Source organism: Ancylobacter novellus DSM 506, assembly GCF_000092925.1.
Lineage (GTDB): Bacteria > Pseudomonadota > Alphaproteobacteria > Rhizobiales > Xanthobacteraceae > Ancylobacter > Ancylobacter novellus.
This window is the reverse complement of sequence record NC_014217.1, coordinates 3,842,072-3,862,247: the sequence shown is the minus strand read 5'-3', so window position 1 is coordinate 3,862,247 and position 20,176 is coordinate 3,842,072. Positions and strand designations below refer to the sequence as shown.

Here is a 20,176-nt window from a genome sequence, read left to right as displayed (position 1 = left end):
CATTAATCCAACAGTATGCCAGCATATGGCGTAAGCTGGCGGCGGCTTCGAGGGGTGGGATCGATGATGGCGGGTCGGATAATGTCGGGGCGAAAGATTCCGCGGCGGCTCTGCGCGAGCGTCGCTGCGCTCGGCGCGAGCCTCCTCCTCGCCGCATGCGGGCAGGAAACCGAGGCCGAGGCACCGGCGCCGCGGCCGGTGCGCGTCGTCACCGTCGAGAAGGGCCAGGGCGGGCAGCCGGTGACCTTCACCGGCCAGGTGCAGGCGCAGGACGAGGCGGCGCTCGCCTTCCGCGTCCCCGGCCGCATGATCGAGCGCAGCGCCCATGTCGGCGATCAGGTGAAGGCCGGGCAGATCGTCGCCCGCCTCGACCCGCAGAACGCGCTGAACACGCTGCGCTCGGCGCGCGCGGCGGTCGCCGCCGCCGAGAGCCAGCTGGTCACCGTAGCCAACACCTTCGACCGGCAGGAGCGGCTGCTCGCCAACGGCTTCACCACCCAGGCCAATCACGACGCCGCCCGCACCGCCCTGCAGGCGGCGCAGTCGGGTCTTGACGACGCCGAGGCGCAGCTCAAGATCGCCGAGGACAATGTCGGCTACACCGACCTCGTGGTCGACGCCTCCGGCACGGTGACGGCGCGCGGCGCCGAGCCGGGCGAGGTGGTGCAGGCCGGGCAGATGATCCTGCAGATCGCCCGCAAGGGCGGGCGCGACGCGGTGTTCGATGTGCCGGCGAATATATTGCGCGCGGCCCCCGCCGATCTCGCCATTACCGTGGCGCTGAGCGATGATCCGAACGTCACCGCCACCGGCCGCGTGCGCGAGGTGGCGCCGCAGGCGGACCCGGTGACCCGCACCTTCCGCGTGCGTGTCGGCCTCGACAATCCGCCAGAGGCGATGCGGCTCGGCTCCACCGTCGTCGGCCGGGGGCGGATCGCCAATGATCCGGTGATCGAGATTCCCGCCTCCGCGCTCACCGCGGTCAATAGCGAGCCGGCGGTCTGGGTAGTCGATCCCGCGAGTCAGACGGTGGCGCTGCGCAATGTCCAGGTCGCGAGCTTCTCGCCGGCCAATGTCGGCGTCGCCTCGGGCCTGACCGCCGGCGAGGTGGTGGTGAGCGCAGGCGTTCAGGCCCTGCATCCGGGCCAGAAGGTCCGCCTGCTCGGCGCGGGGTCGTGATGCGCTTCAACCTCTCCGAATGGGCGGTACGCGAGCGCTCGCTGGTCATCTTCTTCATGCTCGCCGTGGTCGGGGCCGGGCTGTTCGCCTATAGCCGCCTCGGCCGCGCCGAGGACCCGTCCTTCATCATCAAGACCATGGTGGTGCAGGCGGCATGGCCGGGCGCCAGCATCGAGGACACGCTGCAGCAGGTCACCGAGCGACTGGAGCGCACGCTGCAGGAGACGCCGCACCTCGACTTCATCCGCAGCTACACCAAGCCGGGCGTCACCACGATCTTCGTCGCCCTCAAGGGCAGCACCACCGCCGCCGAGGTGCCGGACACCTGGTACCATGTGCGCAAGAGCATCGGCGACATGGCCCATACGCTGCCGCGCGGCGTGGTGGGGCCGGGCTTCAACGACGAGTTCGGCGACACGTTCGGCCTGATCTACGGCTTCACCGCCGACGGCTTCACCCATCGCGAGCTGCGCGACTATGTCGAACAGGCGCGCTCGAAGCTGCTGCATGTGCCCGACGTCGCTAAGATCGAGCTGCTGGGCGAGCAGGACGAGCAGATCTTCGTCGAGTTCTCGATGCAGGAACTGGCCAATCTCGGCATTGACCGCTCCGCCCTCGTCGCCGCCCTGCGGGCGCAGAATGTCGTGCAGCCCTCCGGCACCATCCAGACCGGCGACGAGAAGCTTGCCATCGACGTCACCGGCGCCTTCGGCTCCGAGCAGGACATAGCCAACATCAACTTCGCAGTGGGCGGGCGCATGCTGCGGCTCGCCGACATCGCCACGGTGCGGCGCGGCTTCGTCGATCCGCCGCGGCCCTTGTTCCGTGTCGACGGCGAGCCGGGCATCGGCCTCGCCATCGCCATGCGCGAGGGCGGCGACATCCTCCAGCTCGGCCGCAACATCGACAAGGCGATGGCGGAGATCACCGCGGAACTCCCCATCGGCATCGAGCCGCACCGTGTGGCGGACCAGGCGGTGACGGTGCGCGGCGCCATCTCCGAATTCATGGAATCGCTGTGGCAGGCGATCCTCATCATCCTGGCGGTGAGCTTCGTCGCGCTCGGCGTGCGCGCCGGGCTGATGGTGGCGCTGACCATCCCGCTGACGCTGGCGGGCGTGTTCGCCATCATGTGGCTGCTCAACATCGACATGCAGCGCATCTCGCTCGGGGCGCTGATCATCGCGCTGGCGCTCATGGTCGACGACGCCATGACCACCACCGACGCCACCCTCGGCCGCCTCGCCGCCGGCGAGAAGAAGGAGGTGGCGGCGGTCTATGCGTTCAAGGCCTACGCCTTCGCCATGCTGGCGGGCACGCTGGTGACCATCGCCGGCTTCGTGCCGGTGGGCTTCGCCGCCTCCTCGGCGGGCGAATACACGTTCAGCCTGTTCGCGGTGGTGACCATCGCGCTGCTGGTGTCGTGGCTGGTGGCGGTGCTGTTCGCACCGCTGATCGGCCTCGTCATCCTCAAGGTGCCGAAGAACGCCGGCAGCCCGCCCGGCCGGGTGATGCGCCTCTATCGCGGCTTCCTCTCGGCCGCGCTCACCGCGCGCTGGATCACGATTCCCGTCACGCTGGCGCTGTTCGCCGCCGCGGTGCTGGCGCTGCCGCTGATCCCGCGGCAGTTCTTCCCCTCCTCCGACCGGCCGGAATTGCTGGTCGACCTGCAATTGCCGCAGAACGCCTCGATCTACGCCACCGAGCGGGCGATGCAGCGGCTCGACGCGGCGCTGAAGGGCGACCCGGACGTCGCGCGCTGGAGCGGCTATGTCGGGCGCGGCGCCATCCGCTTTTACCTGCCGCTCAACGCGCAATTGCCGAACGACTTCTTCGGCCAGGCGGTGGTGGTCGCCAAGGACGTCGCCGCGCGCGAGCGCCTGCACGCGAAGCTGGTAAAGCTCCTCGCCGACGAGTTCCCGAGCGTGGTCAGCCGCGTCTCGCCGCTCGAGCTCGGCCCGCCGGTCGGCTGGCCGATCCAGTACCGGGTGATCGGGCCGGACCTCTCCCAGGTGCGCGACGTCGCCTTCAGGCTGGCCGAGGTTATGGCCGCCGATCCGCTGACGCGCACGGTGAGCTATGACTGGATCGAGCCCGCGCGGGAGATCCGCATCCATGTGAACCAGGACCAGGCGCGCCTGCTCGGCCTCTCCACCGAGGCCATCGGCACCGTGCTCAACACGGTGGTGACCGGCGCGCCGGTGACGCAGGTGCGCGACGACATCTACCTCGTCGACGTGGTGCTGCGCGCCACCGACGAGCAGCGCGTCTCGATCGACACGCTGCGCACCCTGCAGGTGCCGTTGCCCGGCGGGCGCACCGTGCCGCTCAGCCAGTTCGCCACCTTCGACTATGAGCAGACCTATCCGCTGGTCTGGCGCCGGGACCGGCTGCCGGCGCTCACCGTGCAGTCGGACATCGCGGAGGGCGAGCTGCCGGAGACGGTGGTGGACCAGCTCAAGCCGAAGATCGAAGAGCTGGCGAAGACCCTGCCGGCCGGCTACCGCATCGAGACCGGCGGCACGGTGGAGGAGAGCGCCTCCTCGCTCGCCTCGGTGATGGCGGTGGTGCCGGTCATGCTGCTCATCATGTTCACCGTGCTGATGTTCCAGCTGCGGCGCTTCTCGCTGACGCTGCTCGTCATCAGCGTGGCGCCGCTGGGGCTGATCGGCGTGGTGCTGGCGCTGCTGGTCTCCAGCCGCCCTCTCGGCTTCGTCGCCATACTCGGCGTGCTGGCGCTGATCGGCATGATCATCAAGAACGCCGTCATCCTCATCGGCCAGATCGAGGCCGAGCGCGCCGCCGGCAAGGATGCGCGCACGGCGGTGGTCGACGCCTCCTGCGCCCGCTTCACGCCGATCATGCTGACCGCGGTCTCGACCGTGCTCGGCATGATCCCCATCGCCCCGACCGTGTTCTGGGGACCGATGGCCTTCGCCATCATGGGCGGGCTGCTGGTCGCGACGCTGCTGACGCTGATCTTCCTGCCGGCGCTCTATCTGGCGACGGTGGGACGCGAGCGCGCCGCCACCTAGTTCGGCGCGGCGGTCGGAGGCGCGCCTTCCGGAAGCGGCGGGCCGATGCGCTCGATCATGTAGTCGAAGAACGGGTTCGACGACATGCGCACCAGCGCGTCGAGATTGACGATCAGCGCCCCGCGCTCGCCGCGCACCGCCATCGCCCCAAGCTGAAGGCCGAAATTCTCCGCCGGGTCGGGATGCGAGCCGTAAAGCGCATCGCTCGGCGGGAAGGGCAGGGCGACGTGCGAGAGCGAATAGACGTCCGGCGGATAGGAGAGGCCGAGCGGACGCGAGACCTCCTCCGTCGCGCCGGCGGCGATGGCGCGCTCCACCACCTGGTCGCTGCCGGCATCCTCGTTGGTGATCACCACGGTGCGGAAATTGCGCGGCGCCGGCGGCAACAGCCGCATCAGCGCGGCGTAGGTGGTGGCGCGCAGCAGCGGACCGAGCTTGGTGTTGCGGTTGATGTCGAACAGCACCAGCTCGCTGCCATTCGCCGGCAGCCGGCCATAGAAGGCGTCGATGATGGCGCGGGTGGAGACGGTGAAGTCCATCACCGACTGAAAGGTCAGCGCCGGCGGCAGGTCGCCGAGCCGGCCGGCGCGGTCCCGCGCGATGATCGAGGCCTGGAGCGCCTGGGTGAGCCGATGCGACTGCACCGCGCCGTTGACCGGGAAACTGTTGTACTTGAACGGGTTGAACTCCGGCACGATGCCGAGCCAAGCGGTCTTCTCGAAGGCCGGCAGATAGGCCGGCAGCGCCGCCAGCCCGGCGAAGCGGGCGAAGCGGGTGATGCCGATCATCGGCGAGATCAGCACCAGCCGGGTCGGGCGGACGAGCCTGGTGTCCTCCAGTGCATCGAGCGCGTACTTCAAGGCGAGCGCGCCGCCATTGGAGAAGCCGACGATCTCCAAAGGCTTGTCCGGCACCCGCGCCGCCGCCTCACGCACCGCAAGGCGGGTCGCCGCCAGCCAGTCCTCCCATTCGACCTCGGTGAGCCCGGCCGGCACCGTGCCGTGGCCGGGCAGGCGGATGGCGACGACGAGGAAGCCGGCGGCGAGATAGCGCTGGGCGACATGGCGCAGGCTATAGGGCGAATCCGTCAGGCCGTGCAGCAGTACTACCGCGCCCACCGGCGGGCCATCGGGGGCCAGCTCGTAGGAGCGGTTCCAGTCGCTGGTGAGGTGCGGGGGATAGACGACGCTGCCGGAGAAGTAGCGGTTGGACGGGATGCGCTCGTCCTCGGGCAGCTTCTGCACCACCTGGCTTGTGACGTCGGCGAACAGCTTGTCCTCGCGGGCGAGATAGGCGTGCCAGTCGGCGGCGTCGAGCTCTTCGACGCTCATCTCTTCCGGCACGAAAGTGTGCCAGGGCTCCAGCGGAGGGCCGTTCTGCACCGCCCAGATGCGCCCGCCGAGGAAGGCGAGGAAGAGCAGCAGACCCAGTATCAGGGTCCAGCGGACGAGCCTGCGCAGCCGGGCCAGCATGTCAGTTCACCGGCTCGACGGGGATGGGCAGGCCCTTCTCTCGAAGGGCGGCGAGGCCGGATGTCGGACGCCGGCGAGGGCCGTCGTGCGGGAATGGATCGGCGCGCATGCTCATGAATCCCCAACGCTTTTGCCCGACCATAGCCGGATAAGCAGAGGCGGTACACAGCGGAGCCACGTCCGCCCGGCAGCACCTTTGGTCGCTCTGCGCAGTCGTCCCAAATCGCGCCCTTTTCCGTTCTGAGTCCGACCGGAGCGTCAGGCGGCGGACAAGGGGGCTTGATCTTCCGTCGTACATGATCATAGATAATATATGATACATCGTTGCCACACGGCCTTGCACAGCCGGGTCGGGCTGCGGTGGATGCGGCCGGCAGCGTGACGAATTCGCGCTTCGCGACGCCTTGTGAGCGCCGCCAATAACAATCTTGGAGCAGGAGGAGACTTGGATCGCCGGGCGCACGCCTGACCGCCCCTCGCAGGGCAAGCCGGTCCGGCCAGTGAGCACCCGATCCCAACTGCGTTGCGGCGTCCGCCAGGACGCCTCGGCCATCAGAAGTCGCGAAATGCGGCCGATCCGCCAGCCGGTGGAACGTGGCGCATTCATCTGACCAACCGGGGCAATGGTCGCCCCGAACGATAATCTGGGAGGAGAAAGATATGGCAATTCGCATCTCTCACGCCGGCGCCGCCGCGATGGCGCTGACCCTCGGCCTCGCCGCGCCGGGCGCCGCGCTCGCCGAATGGCAGCCGGACCGTCCGGTGGAACTGGTGGTCTCCGCCGGCCCGGGCGGCGGCTCGGACATCTTCACCCGCGTCGTGCAGGCGGCGCTGACCAAGAACGGCCTGGTGAAGACCCCGCTCCTCGTGGTCAACAAGCCCGGCGGCAGCGGCTCGGAAGCCTTCGCCTACGCCAAGGACAATCCGTCCAGCGCCTACAAGGTCTATTTCGGCACCCAGGACGCCTATGTCCTGCCGCTCACCACCAAGGTGAACTACGCCTATAGCGACCTGAAGCCGCTCGCCGCCATGGTGTCGGACGTCTTCATCCTGTGGGCGAACCCGAAGACCTCGGGCATCAACACCGCCAAGGATTTCATCGACAAGGCCAAGGCGGCGCCGGGCAAGGTCCGCGCGGCCGGCGCCAAGGCCAAGGACGCCGACGAGACGGTCATCACCCTGGTCGAGCGCGCCACCGGCACCGACATCGCCTACATCCCCTACAAGAGCGGCAGCGAGGCGGCGATCCAGGTGGCCGGCGGCCACATCGAAGCCAACACCAACAACCCGAGCGAGAGCCTCGAGCAGTGGAAGGCCGGCAACCAGAAGCCGCTCTGCGTCTTCACCAGCCAGCGACTCGCCGACAAGACCGTCGTCGCCGACGGCATGAGCTGGGCCGACATCCCGACCTGCGTCGAGGCGGGCATCGACGTGAAGGACTTCCTCCAGCCGCGCACCGTGTGGATGGGCAAGGACGCTCCGGCCGAGGCTGCCGCCTACTTCACCGACCTGATGAAGAAGGTCATGGAGACGCCGGAATTCAAGGAATACGCCGCCCGCAACGTACAGATCGTCAAGTTCCAGACCGGCGACGAGTACAAGGCGTTCCTCGACAAGCAGATCGCCAACTACAACGAAATCTACAAGGCGAACGGCTGGCTCCTTCCGAGCCAGTGACGACCCGTAGGTGATGACTGCGGGACGCGGGGCACGACCCCGCGTCCCGGCTTCGTGGAGTGGTTGGCATGAATATCTCGCGCAATGCCATGGAAGTGGCGACCGCCCTGGCGACGGCGCTGATCGGCGCGCTCGTCTGCTACGCCTCGCTGGAGAACGGCATAGGCTGGACCGAGAGCGGCCCCAAGCCCGGCTATTTCCCCTTCGGCATCGGTAGCCTGATCATCATCGGCAGCGCCGCCACGCTGGCGCAGGTGGCATGGAAGAGCATGGCCGCCCGCCCCGCCGGCGAGGCCGGTCACATCGGCACGTTCATCGACGGGCGGGGCCTGCGCACGCTCGCGGCCTTCTTCCTGCCCATCGTCATCATGACCGCCCTCTCGTCCTGGCTGGGCCTCTATATCGGCATGGCGCTGTACATCTTCTACGCCATGCGCTTCGCCGCCGGTTTCCGTATCTATAGCAGCCTGCTCACCACGGTAATCGTGGTCGTGGCCAACTTCATCGTCTTCGAGAAGCTGTTCATGGTTCCGCTCCTCAAGGGGCCGATCCTCGAATATTTCGGCATCTACTGAAGAAGAAAAGAACAGAGGAAGCGCGCCATGATGGGTAACTTCGGCCAGCTGATGGATGGCTTCGCCATCGCCCTCACCACCCAGCACGTCATGATCATGGTGCTGGGCGTGCTGCTCGGCCTCGTCGTCGGCGTGCTGCCGGGGCTCGGCGCGCCCAACGGCGTGTCGCTGCTGCTGCCGCTGACCTTCACCATGGATCCGATCTCGGCGATCATCCTCCTGACGTCGATGTACTGGGGCGCGCTGTTCGGCGGCTCCACCACCTCCATCCTATTCAACATTCCCGGCGAGCCATCCTCGGTCGCCACTACTTTCGACGGCCATCCCATGGCCAAGCAGGGCGAGGCGGTACGCGCGCTGACCCTCGCCTTCACCTCCGCCGGCATCGGCGCGCTGGTGGGCGTGCTGGTCATCACCCTCCTGTCGAGCTGGGTGGCGAACTTCGCCCTGCGCTTCGGCTCGCCGGAATATTTCGCCGTCTACTTCATGGCCTTCGCCAGCTTCATCGGCATGGCCGGCGGCTCGCCGTTCAAGACCTTGGTCTCGATCATGCTCGGCTTCGCCGTCGCCACCGTCGGCATGGACACGATCTCGGGCGAGGGGCGCCTCACCTTCGGGCTGGGCGAATTGTCGAACGGCATCTCCTTCCTCATCGTCGTCATCGGCCTGTTCGGCATCGGCGAGCTGCTGCTGACCATCGATGAGGGCTACAAGTTCGAGGGCGTGAAGGCCAAGCTCAAGCTCTCGACCATCTTTCGCACCCTCGCCGAGATGCCCCGCTACTGGGTCACGATCGTGCGCAGCGCACTGATCGGCTGCTGGATGGGCATCACGCCGGGCGGGCCGACCGCCGCCTCCTTCATGAGCTACGCGCTCGGGCGCCGCTTCTCCCGCCGCGGCAAGAATTTCGGCAAGGGCGAGCCGGAGGGCATCATCGCGCCGGAGACCGCCGACCATTCCGCCGGCTCCTGCGCCCTGCTGCCCATGCTGGCGCTCGGCGTCCCCGGCTCGGCGACCGCCGCGGTGATGATGGGCGGGCTGATGATCTGGGGCCTCAATCCCGGTCCCATGCTGTTCTCCACCCGGCCGGACTTCGTCTGGGGCCTGATCGCCTCCATGTATGCCGGCAACCTCATCGCTGTCGTGCTGGTGCTCGCCACCGTGCCGCTCTTCGCCTTCATCCTGCGCGCGCCCTTCACCGTGGTCGGGCCGCTGATCGCCATCATCTGCGTGATCGGCGCCTATACTGTGGCGAACCACATGTTCGACATCTGGCTGGCGCTGATCTTCGGCATCGTCGGCTACGCCTTCAAGAAGCTCGACTACCCGCTCGCGCCCTTCGTGCTGGCGGTGGTGCTGGGCGACAAGGCGGAGGACGCCTTCCGCCAGTCGATGCTCTCCTCGGGAGGCTCGCTCAGCGTCTTCTTCGAGACGCCGCTGGTGGCGACGATGATGGCGATCGGCTTCCTGCTGCTGCTTCTCCCCTTCATCAGCCGCGTCGTCGGCGCGGTCCTCGGCAAGGGGAACGCGGCCGAGGCGCGCGACGGCCGGCCCGCCTGAGGCCGACGAGATCATCGGCGGCGGCCGCGCGCCGCCTCCCCACCTTGAACGAACGAGTGAGACATGTTCGGAGCCTTGCGCCTGCCCCACACCATCCTCTTCGGCAATGGCCAGCGCCATGCCATCGGCACGGCGGCGGCGCGCATCGGTCGGCGCGCTCTGGTGTGCACCGATGCGCGGCTCTCGCAGCTCGCCGAGTTCGCCGCCCTCCTCGAGGATCTGAAGGCGCATAGCGTGGAATCGCGCGTCTATGACCGCACCATCGCCGACCTGCCGCTCGACTGCATCGACGACTGCGTGGCGAGCGTCGCCGACTTCAAGCCGGACCTCGTCATCGGCATCGGCGGCGGCAGCTGCATCGACCTCGCCAAAGTGGTGTCGGTGCTGATCACCCATGGTGGCGAGGTCAGCAAATATTACGGCGAGTTCGCCGTGCCCGGCCCGGTCGTGCCGCTCATCGCCGTGCCGACCACCTCGGGCACCGGCTCGGAGGTCACTCCGGTCGCGGTGGTGCTCGACAAGGCGCGCGGCTCCAAGATCGGCGTCGCCAGCCCCTACATCATCCCCTACATGGCGGTGTGCGACCCCGAGCTGACCGTCACCTGCCCGCGCGGGCTGACCGCCTGCTCCGGCGCCGACGCGCTCGCCCATGCGGTCGAGGCCTTCACCAGCAAGACCCGCCCGGCCGAGCCGCTGCTTACCGAGCAGCACGTCTTCATCGGCAAGAACCTGCTCTCCGACCATTTCGCCAAACTGGCGGTGGTCAACGTATTCGCCTACCTCGCCCGCGCCTGCAAGGACGGCAGCGACATCGAGGCGCGCGAGGGCCTGATGCTGGCCTCGCTGGCGGCGGGCTGTGCCTTCGGCACCGCCGGCACGGCGGCGGCGCACGCGCTGCAATACCCGGTCGGCAACCTCACCCACACCTCGCATGGCGACGGCGTTGGTGCGCTGCTGCCCTTCGTCATGCAGTTCAACCGCTCGGCCAACCCGCAGGCCTTCGCGCAGCTTGCCGAGGTGGTCGGGCTCGGCAGCGCCTCGATGAGCGTCGAGGCGCGCTCGCAGCTCTTCATCGACGAGGTGGCGGCGCTTTTCGCCGAGGTCGGCATTCCTCGCTCGCTGCAGGCGCTGGGCCTCGGCGAGGGCCATGAGAACGACGTCGCCGCCGGCGCGCTGAAGGCCGAGCGACTGGTCAAGAACAACCCGCGCCCGCTCGACCTCGCGGCCATGCTCCACATCACCCAGGCGGCCTTCACCGGCCAGCGCGCCGCGCTGCGCGACCTCTGATCACCAGGACGGAACGACATGTCTAGCAGCACCGCGAGCCTCGCCCCGACCGACGCCGGCCACACCTATGTCGTGCCGGACGCCAAGGGCGGATTTGCCATCCCCACCGACCTGCTGATCGCCGACAAGTGGACCGCTGGCACCAGCGGCAAGCGCATCGACGTCCTCAACCCGTCGACCGGCGAGGTGCTGACCTCGGTGGCCGACGCGACCGTGGCCGATGGCCTCTCCGCCGTCGACGCCGCCGCCGCGGCTGCCGCTTCCTGGGCCGCGACCCCGCCGCGGGCGCGCGCCAATGTCCTGCAGCGCTGCTTCCAGTCCATGCTGGAGCATGCCGACTGGCTGGCGCAGATCATCTCGCTGGAGAACGGCAAGGCGCTGCCGGATGCCCGCGGCGAGGTGCTCTACGCCGCCGAGTTCTTCCGCTGGTACGCGGAAGAAGCCGTGCGCATCAATGGCGACCTCGCCATCGCCCCGGCCGGCGGCAATCGCATCGTCGTGCAGTACCAGCCGATCGGCATCGCGCTGCTGATCACGCCGTGGAACTTCCCGGCGGCGATGGCCACTCGCAAGATCGCCCCGGCGCTGGCGGCGGGCTGCACCTGCATCCTGAAGCCCGCCGAGGAGACCCCGCTGACGGCCCTCGCGGTCGGCGAGATCCTGCGCCGCGCCGGCGTGCCGGCCGGTGTCGTCAACATGGTCAACACCTCCGATCCCGGCCCGCTGTGCAGCGCCATCCTGCGCGACATGCGCGTGCGCAAGCTCTCCTTCACCGGCTCCACCGAGGTCGGCAAAATCCTGCTGCGCGAGGCGTCCTACAACGTCATCAACTCCTCGATGGAACTCGGCGGCAACGCGCCCTTCCTCGTGCTCGACGACGCCGACCTCGACGCGGCGATCGAAGGCGCGATGATCGCCAAGATGCGCAATGCCGGCGAGGCCTGCACCGCCGCCAACCGCTTCTACGTGCAGGAGGGCATCTACCCGGCGTTCGTGGAGAAGCTGGTGGAGAAGATGGGCGCGCTGAAGCTCGGCGCCGGCACCGACACCACCACCCAGTGCGGCGCCATGATCAACCGCGCGGCGATCGAGAAGATCACCTCGCTGGTCGACGACGCCGTGGCCAAGGGCGCCAAGGTGAAGCTCGGCGGCAAGGTGGGCGAGGGCGCCGGCTTCTTCTATCCGCCATCCGTGCTGGCCGACGTGCCGCTGAACGCCAACCTCATCCGCGAGGAGATCTTCGGCCCGGTCGCCGCCATCGTGCCGTTCAAGGATGTCGAGGACGCCATCCGCATGGCCAACGACACCGAATACGGCCTCTCCGCCTATGTCTACACGGGCGACCTCAAGCGCGGCATGCAGATCTCCGAGCGGCTGGAATACGGCATGGTCGCGCTCAATCGCGGCCTCGTCTCCGACCCGGCCGCGCCCTTCGGCGGGGTGAAGCAGAGCGGGCTCGGGCGCGAAGGCGCCCATCATGGCCTGCTCGAATTCACCGAGGCCAAGTACATTGCGGTAAGCTGGTAATTCCTTGTAGCGGGCGCCGGCGTGCCGGCGTCCGCACGCAAGGCGCACGACCCTGCCTCCGGCGGCATCGCCGCGACCGATGGCTGTTCGAGTCGAAAGAGGGATTGTATATTTTATATCATTCCAAGCTGGAACTGATTCCATGGTCGCCAATAACAATCAGGAGCCGCTCTCCTTCGCCCGCCTGGTCGCGCTGGACGAGAAGCGTCCCATCTATCCGCAGACGCTGGTCGAGCTGGCCTATGAGCAGCTTCTGTCCATGCTCGTGACCATGAAGATCGCGCCCGGCCAGCACATCGGCATCGAGGCGCTGGCGCGGCAGCTGCAGATCTCCCAGACCCCGATCCGCGAGGCGCTGACGCTGCTCGAAGCGCAGAAGCTCGCCTACAAGACGCCCAATGTGGGCTTCCGGGCAGCCGACCTGCTGACGCGGCAGGAGATCAACGCGCTCTTCGCGCTGCGCCTGCTGATCGAGCCGAAGGCGGCGGCATGGGCGGCCGAGAACGCCGACGAGAACGCGCTGCGCGCCCTCGCCAAGCTCGCCGAGGAGATGGAGCGCGTGCAGAGCGGCGACGAGCTCGCCTATGCCCAGTTCGCCGAGGGCGACGCCCGGCTGCACGACCTCGTGGCCCGGGCGAGCGGCAACCGCTTCGTCGCGGAGACCATCGAGGGCCTGCACGTCCATCTCCACATCTTCCGCTTCCTCTACAAGACCAATGCGCCGGCCAAGGCGGTGAAGGAACACGCGGCCATCATCGACGCGCTGCTCGCCCGCGACCCGGTCGCGGCGGAGGAGGCGATGCGCGCGCATCTGCTCGCCTCGCAGGAGCGCATGGACGCGGCGTTTGCGGAGCAGGAGCACCTGCTTGCCGGCGAGGCGCCCTCGCAGGACGACGGGCGGCCGGCACGGGCCGGCCGCGGGCGCCGGCGGCGCTGAACATCGTCGCGAGGCTTTCGCCGATCATGGTTTGACACGGCCGGCGTGCGGATCATATATGATATAGACAACACGCCGCGTGGCGGGCATGGTGCTGGCCATCTCCCCGCCACTGCAAGGCATCAGGTTCCAGGCATCCGTGATCGCCGCCGCGCGGCCGGCCTCCGTGGAGCCTTCCGGCCAAGGAAGAATGGGAGGATTTCGATCATGGCACTGCCTCTCGCGGGCATAAGGGTGCTCGACATTTCGCAGGTGATGGCCGGTCCGTTCTGCTGCATGCTGCTGGCGGATATGGGCGCCGACGTCATCAAGATCGAGCCGCCGGGCACCGGCGATTCCACTCGCCACTCCATGGGCTTCCGGCTGAAGGGCTCGGACAGCCCCGGCTTCCTGGCGCTCAACCGCAACAAGCGCTCCATCACGCTCGATTTGAAGTCGCCCGAGGACCGCGAGGTGCTCTACGCGCTGGTCAAGACCGCCGACGTGCTGGTCGAGAACGCCCGCCCCGGCGTCGCCGCGCGCCTAGGTATGGACTACCCGACGCTGAAGGCGCTCAATCCGCGCCTCGTCTATGCCAGCATCTCCGGCTTCGGCCAGACCGGGCCGTGGTCGCAGCGGCCGGGCTTCGACCTGATCGCCCAGGCGGTGTCGGGCATCCTCTCCTCTAACGGCTTCCCCGGCATGGAGCCGGCGAAGAATTCCATCGCCGTGGCCGATCTCGGCGCCGGCCTGTTCACCGCCTATGCCGTGTTGAGCGCGGTGATCGGCCGGCAGGCCTCGGGCGAGGGCCAGTATGTCGACGCCTCGCTGTTCGAGGCGGCGCTGGCGCTCTCGGTCTGGGAGACCACCGAATTGTGGGGCACCGGCACCTCGCCGACGCCGATAGGCTCGGCCAACCGCATGTCCGCGCCCTATCAGGCGGTGGAGGCCTCGGATGGCTGGTTCGTCATCGGCGCCGCCAATCAGGGGCTCTGGCTCACCTTCCTCAAGGCACTCGACCGCGAGGAACTGCAGGACGACCCGCGCTTCTCCACCAATGCCGCGCGTGTGACCAACCGCATCGCGCTGATGGAGGAGCTGGCGCCGACCTTCCTCACCCGTACTCGGCAGGAATGGATCGACACGCTGATGGCGGCCGGCGTGCCGACGGCGCCGATCCTCGACTATGGCGAGGCGGTGGTGAGCGAGCAGGCGGTTGCCCGCGAGATGGTGCAGATGGTGCCGCACCCGGTCGAGGGCGAGTTCCGGGCCCTCGGCTTCCCGGTAAAGCTCAGCGCGACGCCGCAGGAAGTGCGCCTGCCGCCGCCGCTGTTGAACGAGCATGGCGACCAGATCAGGCAGGAACTGGTCAGCAAGGGCTTGCTTTCCCAGCCGGCAAAGGAAACCGCGTGATGAGCGCTCCCCGCATCGACTTCGAGAAGAAGGACGACGTCGCCTTCGTCCGCTTCAACAATCCGGAAGCGCATAACGCGCTCACCAGCGAGATGTGGCTCGGCCTGCGCGATGCGGCCCGCGCCATCGCGGACGATCCTTCGATCCGCGTCGCGGTGTTCCGCGGCGTCGGCGGCAAGGCCTTCGTCTCCGGCACGGATATTTCCGGCTTCACCAAGTTCACCAGCGGTGAGGACGGCATCGGCTACGAGCACCGGATCGACGAGTGCATGAGCGCCGTCGACGCGATCCCGGTGACCACCATCGCCGTGGTTGACGGCTGGGCGGTCGGTGGCGGGCTTAACATCGCCTCGGCCTGCGACTTCCGCGTCGCCACGCCGAATGCGCGTTTCGGCTCGCCCATCGGCCGCACGCTGGGCAACTGTCTGTCGGCGCAGAGCGTCGCCCGTATCGGCGGGGCGATCGGCGTCTCGGTTGCCAAGCGCATGGTGCTGCTGGGCGAGATCGTCCCGGCGCAGGAACTTCTCGCCAGCGGCTACCTGCTGCGCATCGTCGAGCCGGAGGCGCTCGATGCCGAGGTCGAGAGCCTGTGCCGGCGTGCGGCGGAGAACGCGCCGCTGACCACGCGCGCCACCAAGGCCACGCTGTGCCAGATGAAGTTCGCCAACCTGCCGGATATCGAGGCGATCGTGGCCGAGGTCTATGGCAGCGAGGATTTCCGCCGCGGCGTGCAGAATTTCCTCGCCAGGACCAAGGCGGTGCCCAAGTGGACCGGGTCCTGAACTCTCCGGCGTGAAACGCCGCGCCGGCGGCTTCAGCCCGGCGAGAGTTCGCCTTCCAGCACCCGGCGGGTGACGCGCCAGCCGTTGATGTGGTGCGTGCGTAGCAATTCGCGCAGCAGCGCGCCCTGGCGCTGCTTGAGTGCGTCGAGGATCTGCTCGTGCTCCATCACCGCGCGGGCCCAGCGCTCGCCGACGCGGTTGCCGGCGTAGCGGTAGCGGCGGATGCGCGCGGATTCAGTGCGGTAGACGCGCGACAGCGCCGGATTGTGGGCGCAGTCGACGATGAGCTGGTGGATTTCCTGGTTGAGGTGGAAATAGCCCATAAGGTCGCCGGCGCGCTGGCAGGCCACCATGCGGTCATGACGTGCCTCGATGGCGGCGAATTCGGCCGCGGTGCCGCGCGTGCAGGCGAGCTCGGCCGCCACGCTCTCAAGCCCGGTCAGCACCTCGAACGCCGCCTCGATGTCCGCCGGCGAAAGGTGGATCACCTCCGCGCCGCGGTTCGGCACGATGCGCACCAGCCCCTCGGCCTCCAGGATCTTGAAGGCCTCGCGCAGCGGCGTGCGGGTGACCCCGAGCCCCTCGGTGATCATCCGCTCGGAGATGCGCCCGCCCGCCGGCAGTTCGCCGGAGACGATCATGTCGCGGATGCGCTCCACCACATGCAGGGTGCGGCGCCCACGCAGCGCGCGGACCGGCTCGGCCGGCGGCTCCAGATCAGGGTGGGTGCCGCTGGGCGCGGGCAGATCGTCCAAGGATTGCATGCAAGAACCTTCCCACACTTCGATTTCGCCGTCCATAGGCGTTGACCTCTCGGCACTATTGCATGCAATATAGGGAATGAACTGCGAAGGCGCCGCGATCAGACGGTGGCCCGCGACAGGAAACGCCACGGGAAGGATCCGGCATGCCGCAGCTTCGCGCCGCCTCGCGCATCACGCGCCGCAGGGCATGGCGATGACCGTCCGTCCGTCCCAACTCCTGTCCGTTTCGGGATCGGCCGACGCCGACGACCTACCGATCATCGACGCGCACCACCATTACTGGGACCTGTCGCTGGGCAAGCATCCCTGGCTGAACAACGCCCCCTATCCCGGCAACCGCTACGGCGACTATCGCGGCTTCTGCGTCGACTTCATGCCGGACGACTACCGCCGCGCCTCCGGCCGGCATCGGATTGTCGGCAATGTCTACATGGAAGCCGAATGGGGCGACATCTTCGGCATCTGGATCCTGCTCGCGCTCGGCACAACCGCCTATTTCATGGAGGAGAACGGCTTCCCGATCGCGCCCATGGTGCTCGGCATCGTGCTGGGCGAGATCGTCGAGCAGAACTTCATGCAGGCGCTCATCAGCAGCAACGGCAACGTGCTGGGCCTGTTCAGCCGGCCGATCGCCGCGGTGCTCGGCGTCGTCACCATCATCGTCTGGACCGTACCGCTGATGCGCCTGGCCTGGTCCCGGCGCGGGCGGACCGCGCCGGCCTCCGTCACCGATGACGGCAATCGAGGACCCGCATGAACTTCCACCGCTATTTCAACGTCGACCGGCCGCCGGTCGAGACCTGCGTCGTCGGCACCGGCGATTTCGGGCGGAGCTTTCTGACGCAGGGCCTGCGGGTGCCGCGCATGCGCGCCCGGGTGGCGGTCGACCGCGACGCGCAGATCGCCGCCGCGGCGCTCAAGGCGAGCGGCGCCGATCCCGAGCGCATCCGCATCTGCACCACGGCGGCCGAGGCGGGAAAAGCCTTCGCGGCGGGCGATTTCGTCGCGGCGGACGACCTCGCGCTCGTCGTCGGCCTGCCGGTCGAGGTCGTCATCGAGGCGACCGGCCATCCCGAGGCCGGCGCGCGCCATGCCCGCCTCGCCATCGAGGCCGGCCGCCACCTCGCCGTGGTGTCGAAGGAGCTGGACAGCGTCGCCGGCCCCGGCATCGCCCATATGGCCGCCGCGCGCGGGCTGGTCTCGACGCCGGTCGACGGCGACCAGCCGAGCCTGCTCATCGGCCTCGTCACCTGGGCGGAGACGCTCGGATTCGAGATCATCGCCGCCGGCAAGTCGAGCGAGTACGACTTCGTCTTCGACCGTGCCACCGGCCTCGTCACCAGCAATGGGCGCACCGAGCCCGTGCCGGCGCTGGCCGACCATTGGGAGCTCGGCGGCCGCGCGGCGGCCGAGATCGTCGCTTCCCGTGCCGAGGCTGTCGCGGCGCTGCCGCAGCGTGCGGTGCCGGATTTGTGCGAGCTGCTCATCGTCGGCAATGCCACCGGCTTCGCCGCCGACCGGCCGGACCTGCACGCGCCCATCGCCCGCATCACCGAAGTGCCGACCCTGCTCGCCGGAAAGGCGGAAGGCGGGTTGCTGTCGGGCGAGCGCCGGCTCGACGTGTTCCACTGCCTGCGCGCGCCGGACGAGCCGAGCTTCGCTGGCGGCGTCTTCGTCATCGTGCGCTGCACCGACCGCCCGACCTGGGACATGCTGGCGGCCAAGGGCCATGTGGTGAGCCGCGACGGCGCGACCGCCATGCTCTATCTGCCGCGCCATTTGCTGGGGCTGGAGGCGGCGACCAGCGTGCTGGAGGCCGCCCTGCTCGGCGTGTCGAGCGGTGCCGTCGCCCCGCGCCCGCATCTCGACCTCGTCGCCCGCGCCACGCAAGACCTGCCCGCCGGCAGCACGCTCGCTATGGGCGGCCACCACCACACCATCGACGGCACCACCGCCGAGCTGGTGCCGGCGGTGGCGCTGTCGCCCGAGGCGGCCGCGCCCTTCTACCTCGCCGCCAATTGCCGGCTGGTGCGCACGGTCGAATGCGGCCGGCTGATCACCGTCGGCGACATCGAGATCGCGCCCGATTCCGAGCTGCTGGCGCTGCGCCGCTACCAAGATGCGGCCTTCTTCGGCGCGACGGCCGCCGGCAAGGTCGCCGAGAACGCCTGACCACGAGCCAATGCCGAACTTCAAGCGCGGCGGCGCGTTTCCGCCGCTGCGCTCGGCCTGAAGGAGAAGTCCCATGAAGCCCCGCATCGCCCTCGCCCTCGGCGATCCCGCCGGCATCGGCCCGGAGATCGTCGCCCGCCTGCTGTCCCGCGAAGAGAACCGCGCGGCCGCCGACATCCTGCTGGTCGCCGACCGCGGCGAACTGGAGGAGGGCATGCGGATCGCCGGGGTGCGCTTCGACTACAGCCTCGCCGAGGAGGGCGGCCGTCCCTCCTTCGCCCCCGGCGTGCCGGTGCTGCTCGACTATCGCGGCGCGGCGCAGCCGCCCTTCGAGCGGGCGGTCGCTACCGCCAATGGCGGGCGCTACGCGCTCGACACGCTGCGCCGGGCCGCCGAGCTCACCGTCGCCGGCGTCACCGACGGCATGTGCTTCGCGCCGCTGAACAAGCACGGGCTGCATCTGGCCGGCATCGGCCATTCCGACGAGACCCACTGGTTCGCCGAGATCCTGCGCGCCAACGGGCCGGTCGGCGAGATCAACACGCTGGACGGGCTGTGGACCAGCCGCGTCACCAGCCATGTGCCGCTGAAGGACGTCTCCAGCCTCATCACCGAGGAGCGCATCCTCGACGCCATCCGCCTCGTCCACGGGACGCTGATCCGCGCCGGCGTCGAGGCGCCGCGCATCGCCGTGTGCGGCCTCAACCCGCATAATGGCGAGAATGGCAGCTTCGGCCGGGAGGAGCTCGACGTGATCGGGCCAACGGTGGAGAAGGCGCGCGCGCTCGGCCTGCCGGTGGTCGGCATGTACCCGGCCGACACCATCTTCCTGAAGGCGAAGGAGGTCGACGCGATCGTCACCATGTACCACGACCAGGGGCAGATCGCGATGAAGCTCATGGGCTTCTCGCGTGGCGTCACCGTGCATGGCGGCATGCCGATCCCGATCGCAACCCCCGCACACGGCACCGGCTACGACATCTACGGTCAGGGCAAGGCCAATGTCGGCGCCATCCAGGCGGCCTTCGACGTGGTGCGCGCGCTGGCGAGCGCGCCGCGTGCCAGTGCTCCGGCATCGGCGAAGGACAGCGTTCACGGATGAGCCGGCGCGAAGCTCGGCTGTTCCACGAAAATCAAAGTCAAGAATGATTCCAGTCTGAGAAAATTATAGAAATGATAAAGTAGAGCCATGTAACTTACTTTACCTGGGGCTGCGTGATAAGCGTCTCGCACACGCCTCTTTGAGGTGGAGTGCGGGCCGGTTCATGCAGCCAGACTTGTCGCTTGTGTTTTCAACCCATCGCACCGAGCTGCGGAGCTATCTCCAGCACCGGCTCGGCGATGGGCATATGGCGAGCGACCTGGTGCAGGACACCTTCCTCAATGTGCTGGAGCGTCCGGACACCCGCATCGGCGACATAAGGGCCTACCTCTACGCCATCGCCCGCAACCTGCTGATCAACCACCGCAAGCAGGAGGCCCGGCGCCGTACCGATGCCTTCGCGCCGGAGGCCCTCGCACTGCTGGCGGCCGACCAGCCCTCGCCGGAGGACGTCGCCGATTCCCGCCTTCAGTTGGAGCGCGTCCATGCGCTGGTGCGCGAGCTGCCGCGCCGCACGCAGGAGATCTTCGTGCTGAACCGCATCGATGGGCTCAGCCATGCCGAGGTGGCCCGCGAACTGCGCATCTGCGAGAGCTCGGTGCAGAAGCACCTCGCCGTCGCCATCGCGCACATGACGCGCCGCCTGCGCGCCCGCTGAGGGCGCGGTCGGGCAAGGCCGATTTACGGTGTTGCCCCTCCTCGCTTGTCTTATAGG

16 protein-coding genes are annotated in these 20,176 nt (G+C 68.5%); 14 read left to right on the top strand and 2 right to left on the bottom strand.

Features of this window, described 5'->3' with window-relative positions; translation table 11 throughout:
* Positions 1-81: 81 nt before the first annotated feature.
* Both SNOV_RS18165 and SNOV_RS18160 read left to right on the top strand, forming a co-directional pair.
* A complete protein-coding gene (locus SNOV_RS18165) occupies positions 82-1,179 on the top strand; it encodes an efflux RND transporter periplasmic adaptor subunit (protein ID WP_041782393.1) in 1,098 nt (365 codons plus the stop codon).
* Complete coding sequence (locus SNOV_RS18160) at positions 1,179-4,214, top strand: efflux RND transporter permease subunit (RefSeq protein ID WP_013168429.1); 3,036 nt, start codon at positions 1,179-1,181, stop codon at positions 4,212-4,214. The genes SNOV_RS18165 and SNOV_RS18160 overlap by 1 nt, the downstream gene beginning before the upstream one ends.
* Here the strand turns inward: SNOV_RS18160 and SNOV_RS18155 are convergent.
* On the bottom strand, positions 4,211-5,686 hold the full coding sequence (locus SNOV_RS18155) for an alpha/beta hydrolase (RefSeq protein ID WP_013168428.1): 1,476 nt from the start codon (positions 5,684-5,686) through the stop codon (positions 4,211-4,213). The genes SNOV_RS18160 and SNOV_RS18155 overlap by 4 nt on opposite strands.
* Before the next feature lie 660 nt (positions 5,687-6,346).
* Here SNOV_RS18155 and SNOV_RS18150 point away from each other — a divergent pair.
* From SNOV_RS18150 to SNOV_RS18115, 8 genes are all read left to right on the top strand, one after another.
* A complete protein-coding gene (locus SNOV_RS18150; protein WP_013168427.1) occupies positions 6,347-7,363 on the top strand; it encodes a tripartite tricarboxylate transporter substrate binding protein in 1,017 nt (338 codons plus the stop codon).
* Positions 7,364-7,431: 68 nt separating this feature from the next.
* Positions 7,432-7,938, top strand: a complete 507-nt coding sequence (locus SNOV_RS18145; RefSeq protein WP_013168426.1) for a tripartite tricarboxylate transporter TctB family protein — start codon at positions 7,432-7,434, stop codon at positions 7,936-7,938.
* A 30-nt stretch (positions 7,939-7,968) separates the two neighbouring features.
* Positions 7,969-9,498 carry a tripartite tricarboxylate transporter permease gene (locus tag SNOV_RS18140; RefSeq protein WP_041783643.1) on the top strand — a complete coding sequence of 510 codons (1,530 nt, stop codon included), beginning with the start codon at positions 7,969-7,971 and terminating at the stop codon, positions 9,496-9,498.
* Between the two features lie 63 nt (positions 9,499-9,561).
* Positions 9,562-10,785, top strand: coding sequence for an iron-containing alcohol dehydrogenase (locus SNOV_RS18135; RefSeq protein WP_013168424.1), 1,224 nt, complete (start codon positions 9,562-9,564; stop codon positions 10,783-10,785).
* An 18-nt stretch (positions 10,786-10,803) separates the two neighbouring features.
* Positions 10,804-12,312 (top strand): NAD-dependent succinate-semialdehyde dehydrogenase, encoded by a 1,509-nt coding sequence (locus SNOV_RS18130; RefSeq protein ID WP_013168423.1) that lies wholly within the window; start codon positions 10,804-10,806, stop codon positions 12,310-12,312.
* 142 nt (positions 12,313-12,454) lie between these two features.
* Positions 12,455-13,249, top strand: a complete 795-nt coding sequence (locus tag SNOV_RS18125) for a GntR family transcriptional regulator (protein WP_013168422.1) — start codon at positions 12,455-12,457, stop codon at positions 13,247-13,249.
* Between the two features lie 207 nt (positions 13,250-13,456).
* Positions 13,457-14,641, top strand: coding sequence for a CaiB/BaiF CoA transferase family protein (locus SNOV_RS18120; RefSeq protein ID WP_013168421.1), 1,185 nt, complete (start codon positions 13,457-13,459; stop codon positions 14,639-14,641).
* Positions 14,641-15,423, top strand: coding sequence for an enoyl-CoA hydratase (locus SNOV_RS18115; RefSeq protein ID WP_013168420.1), 783 nt, complete (start codon positions 14,641-14,643; stop codon positions 15,421-15,423). The genes SNOV_RS18120 and SNOV_RS18115 overlap by 1 nt, the downstream gene beginning before the upstream one ends.
* A gap of 32 nt (positions 15,424-15,455) precedes the next feature.
* Here the strand turns inward: SNOV_RS18115 and SNOV_RS18110 are convergent, their stop codons facing one another.
* Positions 15,456-16,187: a GntR family transcriptional regulator gene (locus SNOV_RS18110; protein WP_144296021.1), complete on the bottom strand. Its 732-nt coding sequence runs from the start codon at positions 16,185-16,187 to the stop codon at positions 15,456-15,458.
* A gap of 187 nt (positions 16,188-16,374) precedes the next feature.
* On the opposite strand from SNOV_RS18110, the gene SNOV_RS18105 reads away from it, so the two are divergent.
* The 4 genes from SNOV_RS18105 to SNOV_RS18090 all read left to right on the top strand — a co-directional run bounded on the left by SNOV_RS18105 (position 16,375) and on the right by SNOV_RS18090 (position 20,119).
* A complete protein-coding gene (locus tag SNOV_RS18105; protein ID WP_041782390.1) occupies positions 16,375-16,944 on the top strand; it encodes a hypothetical protein in 570 nt (189 codons plus the stop codon).
* Positions 16,941-18,359 carry an NAD(P)H-dependent oxidoreductase gene (locus SNOV_RS18100; protein ID WP_013168417.1) on the top strand — a complete coding sequence of 473 codons (1,419 nt, stop codon included), beginning with the start codon at positions 16,941-16,943 and terminating at the stop codon, positions 18,357-18,359. Before SNOV_RS18105 ends, SNOV_RS18100 begins: the two co-directional genes overlap by 4 nt.
* Before the next feature lie 73 nt (positions 18,360-18,432).
* Positions 18,433-19,461, top strand: coding sequence for a 4-hydroxythreonine-4-phosphate dehydrogenase PdxA (locus tag SNOV_RS18095; RefSeq protein ID WP_013168416.1), 1,029 nt, complete (start codon positions 18,433-18,435; stop codon positions 19,459-19,461).
* Positions 19,462-19,624: 163 nt separating this feature from the next.
* A complete protein-coding gene (locus tag SNOV_RS18090; protein WP_013168415.1) occupies positions 19,625-20,119 on the top strand; it encodes an RNA polymerase sigma factor in 495 nt (164 codons plus the stop codon).
* The last annotated feature ends 57 nt before the right edge of the window (positions 20,120-20,176 follow it).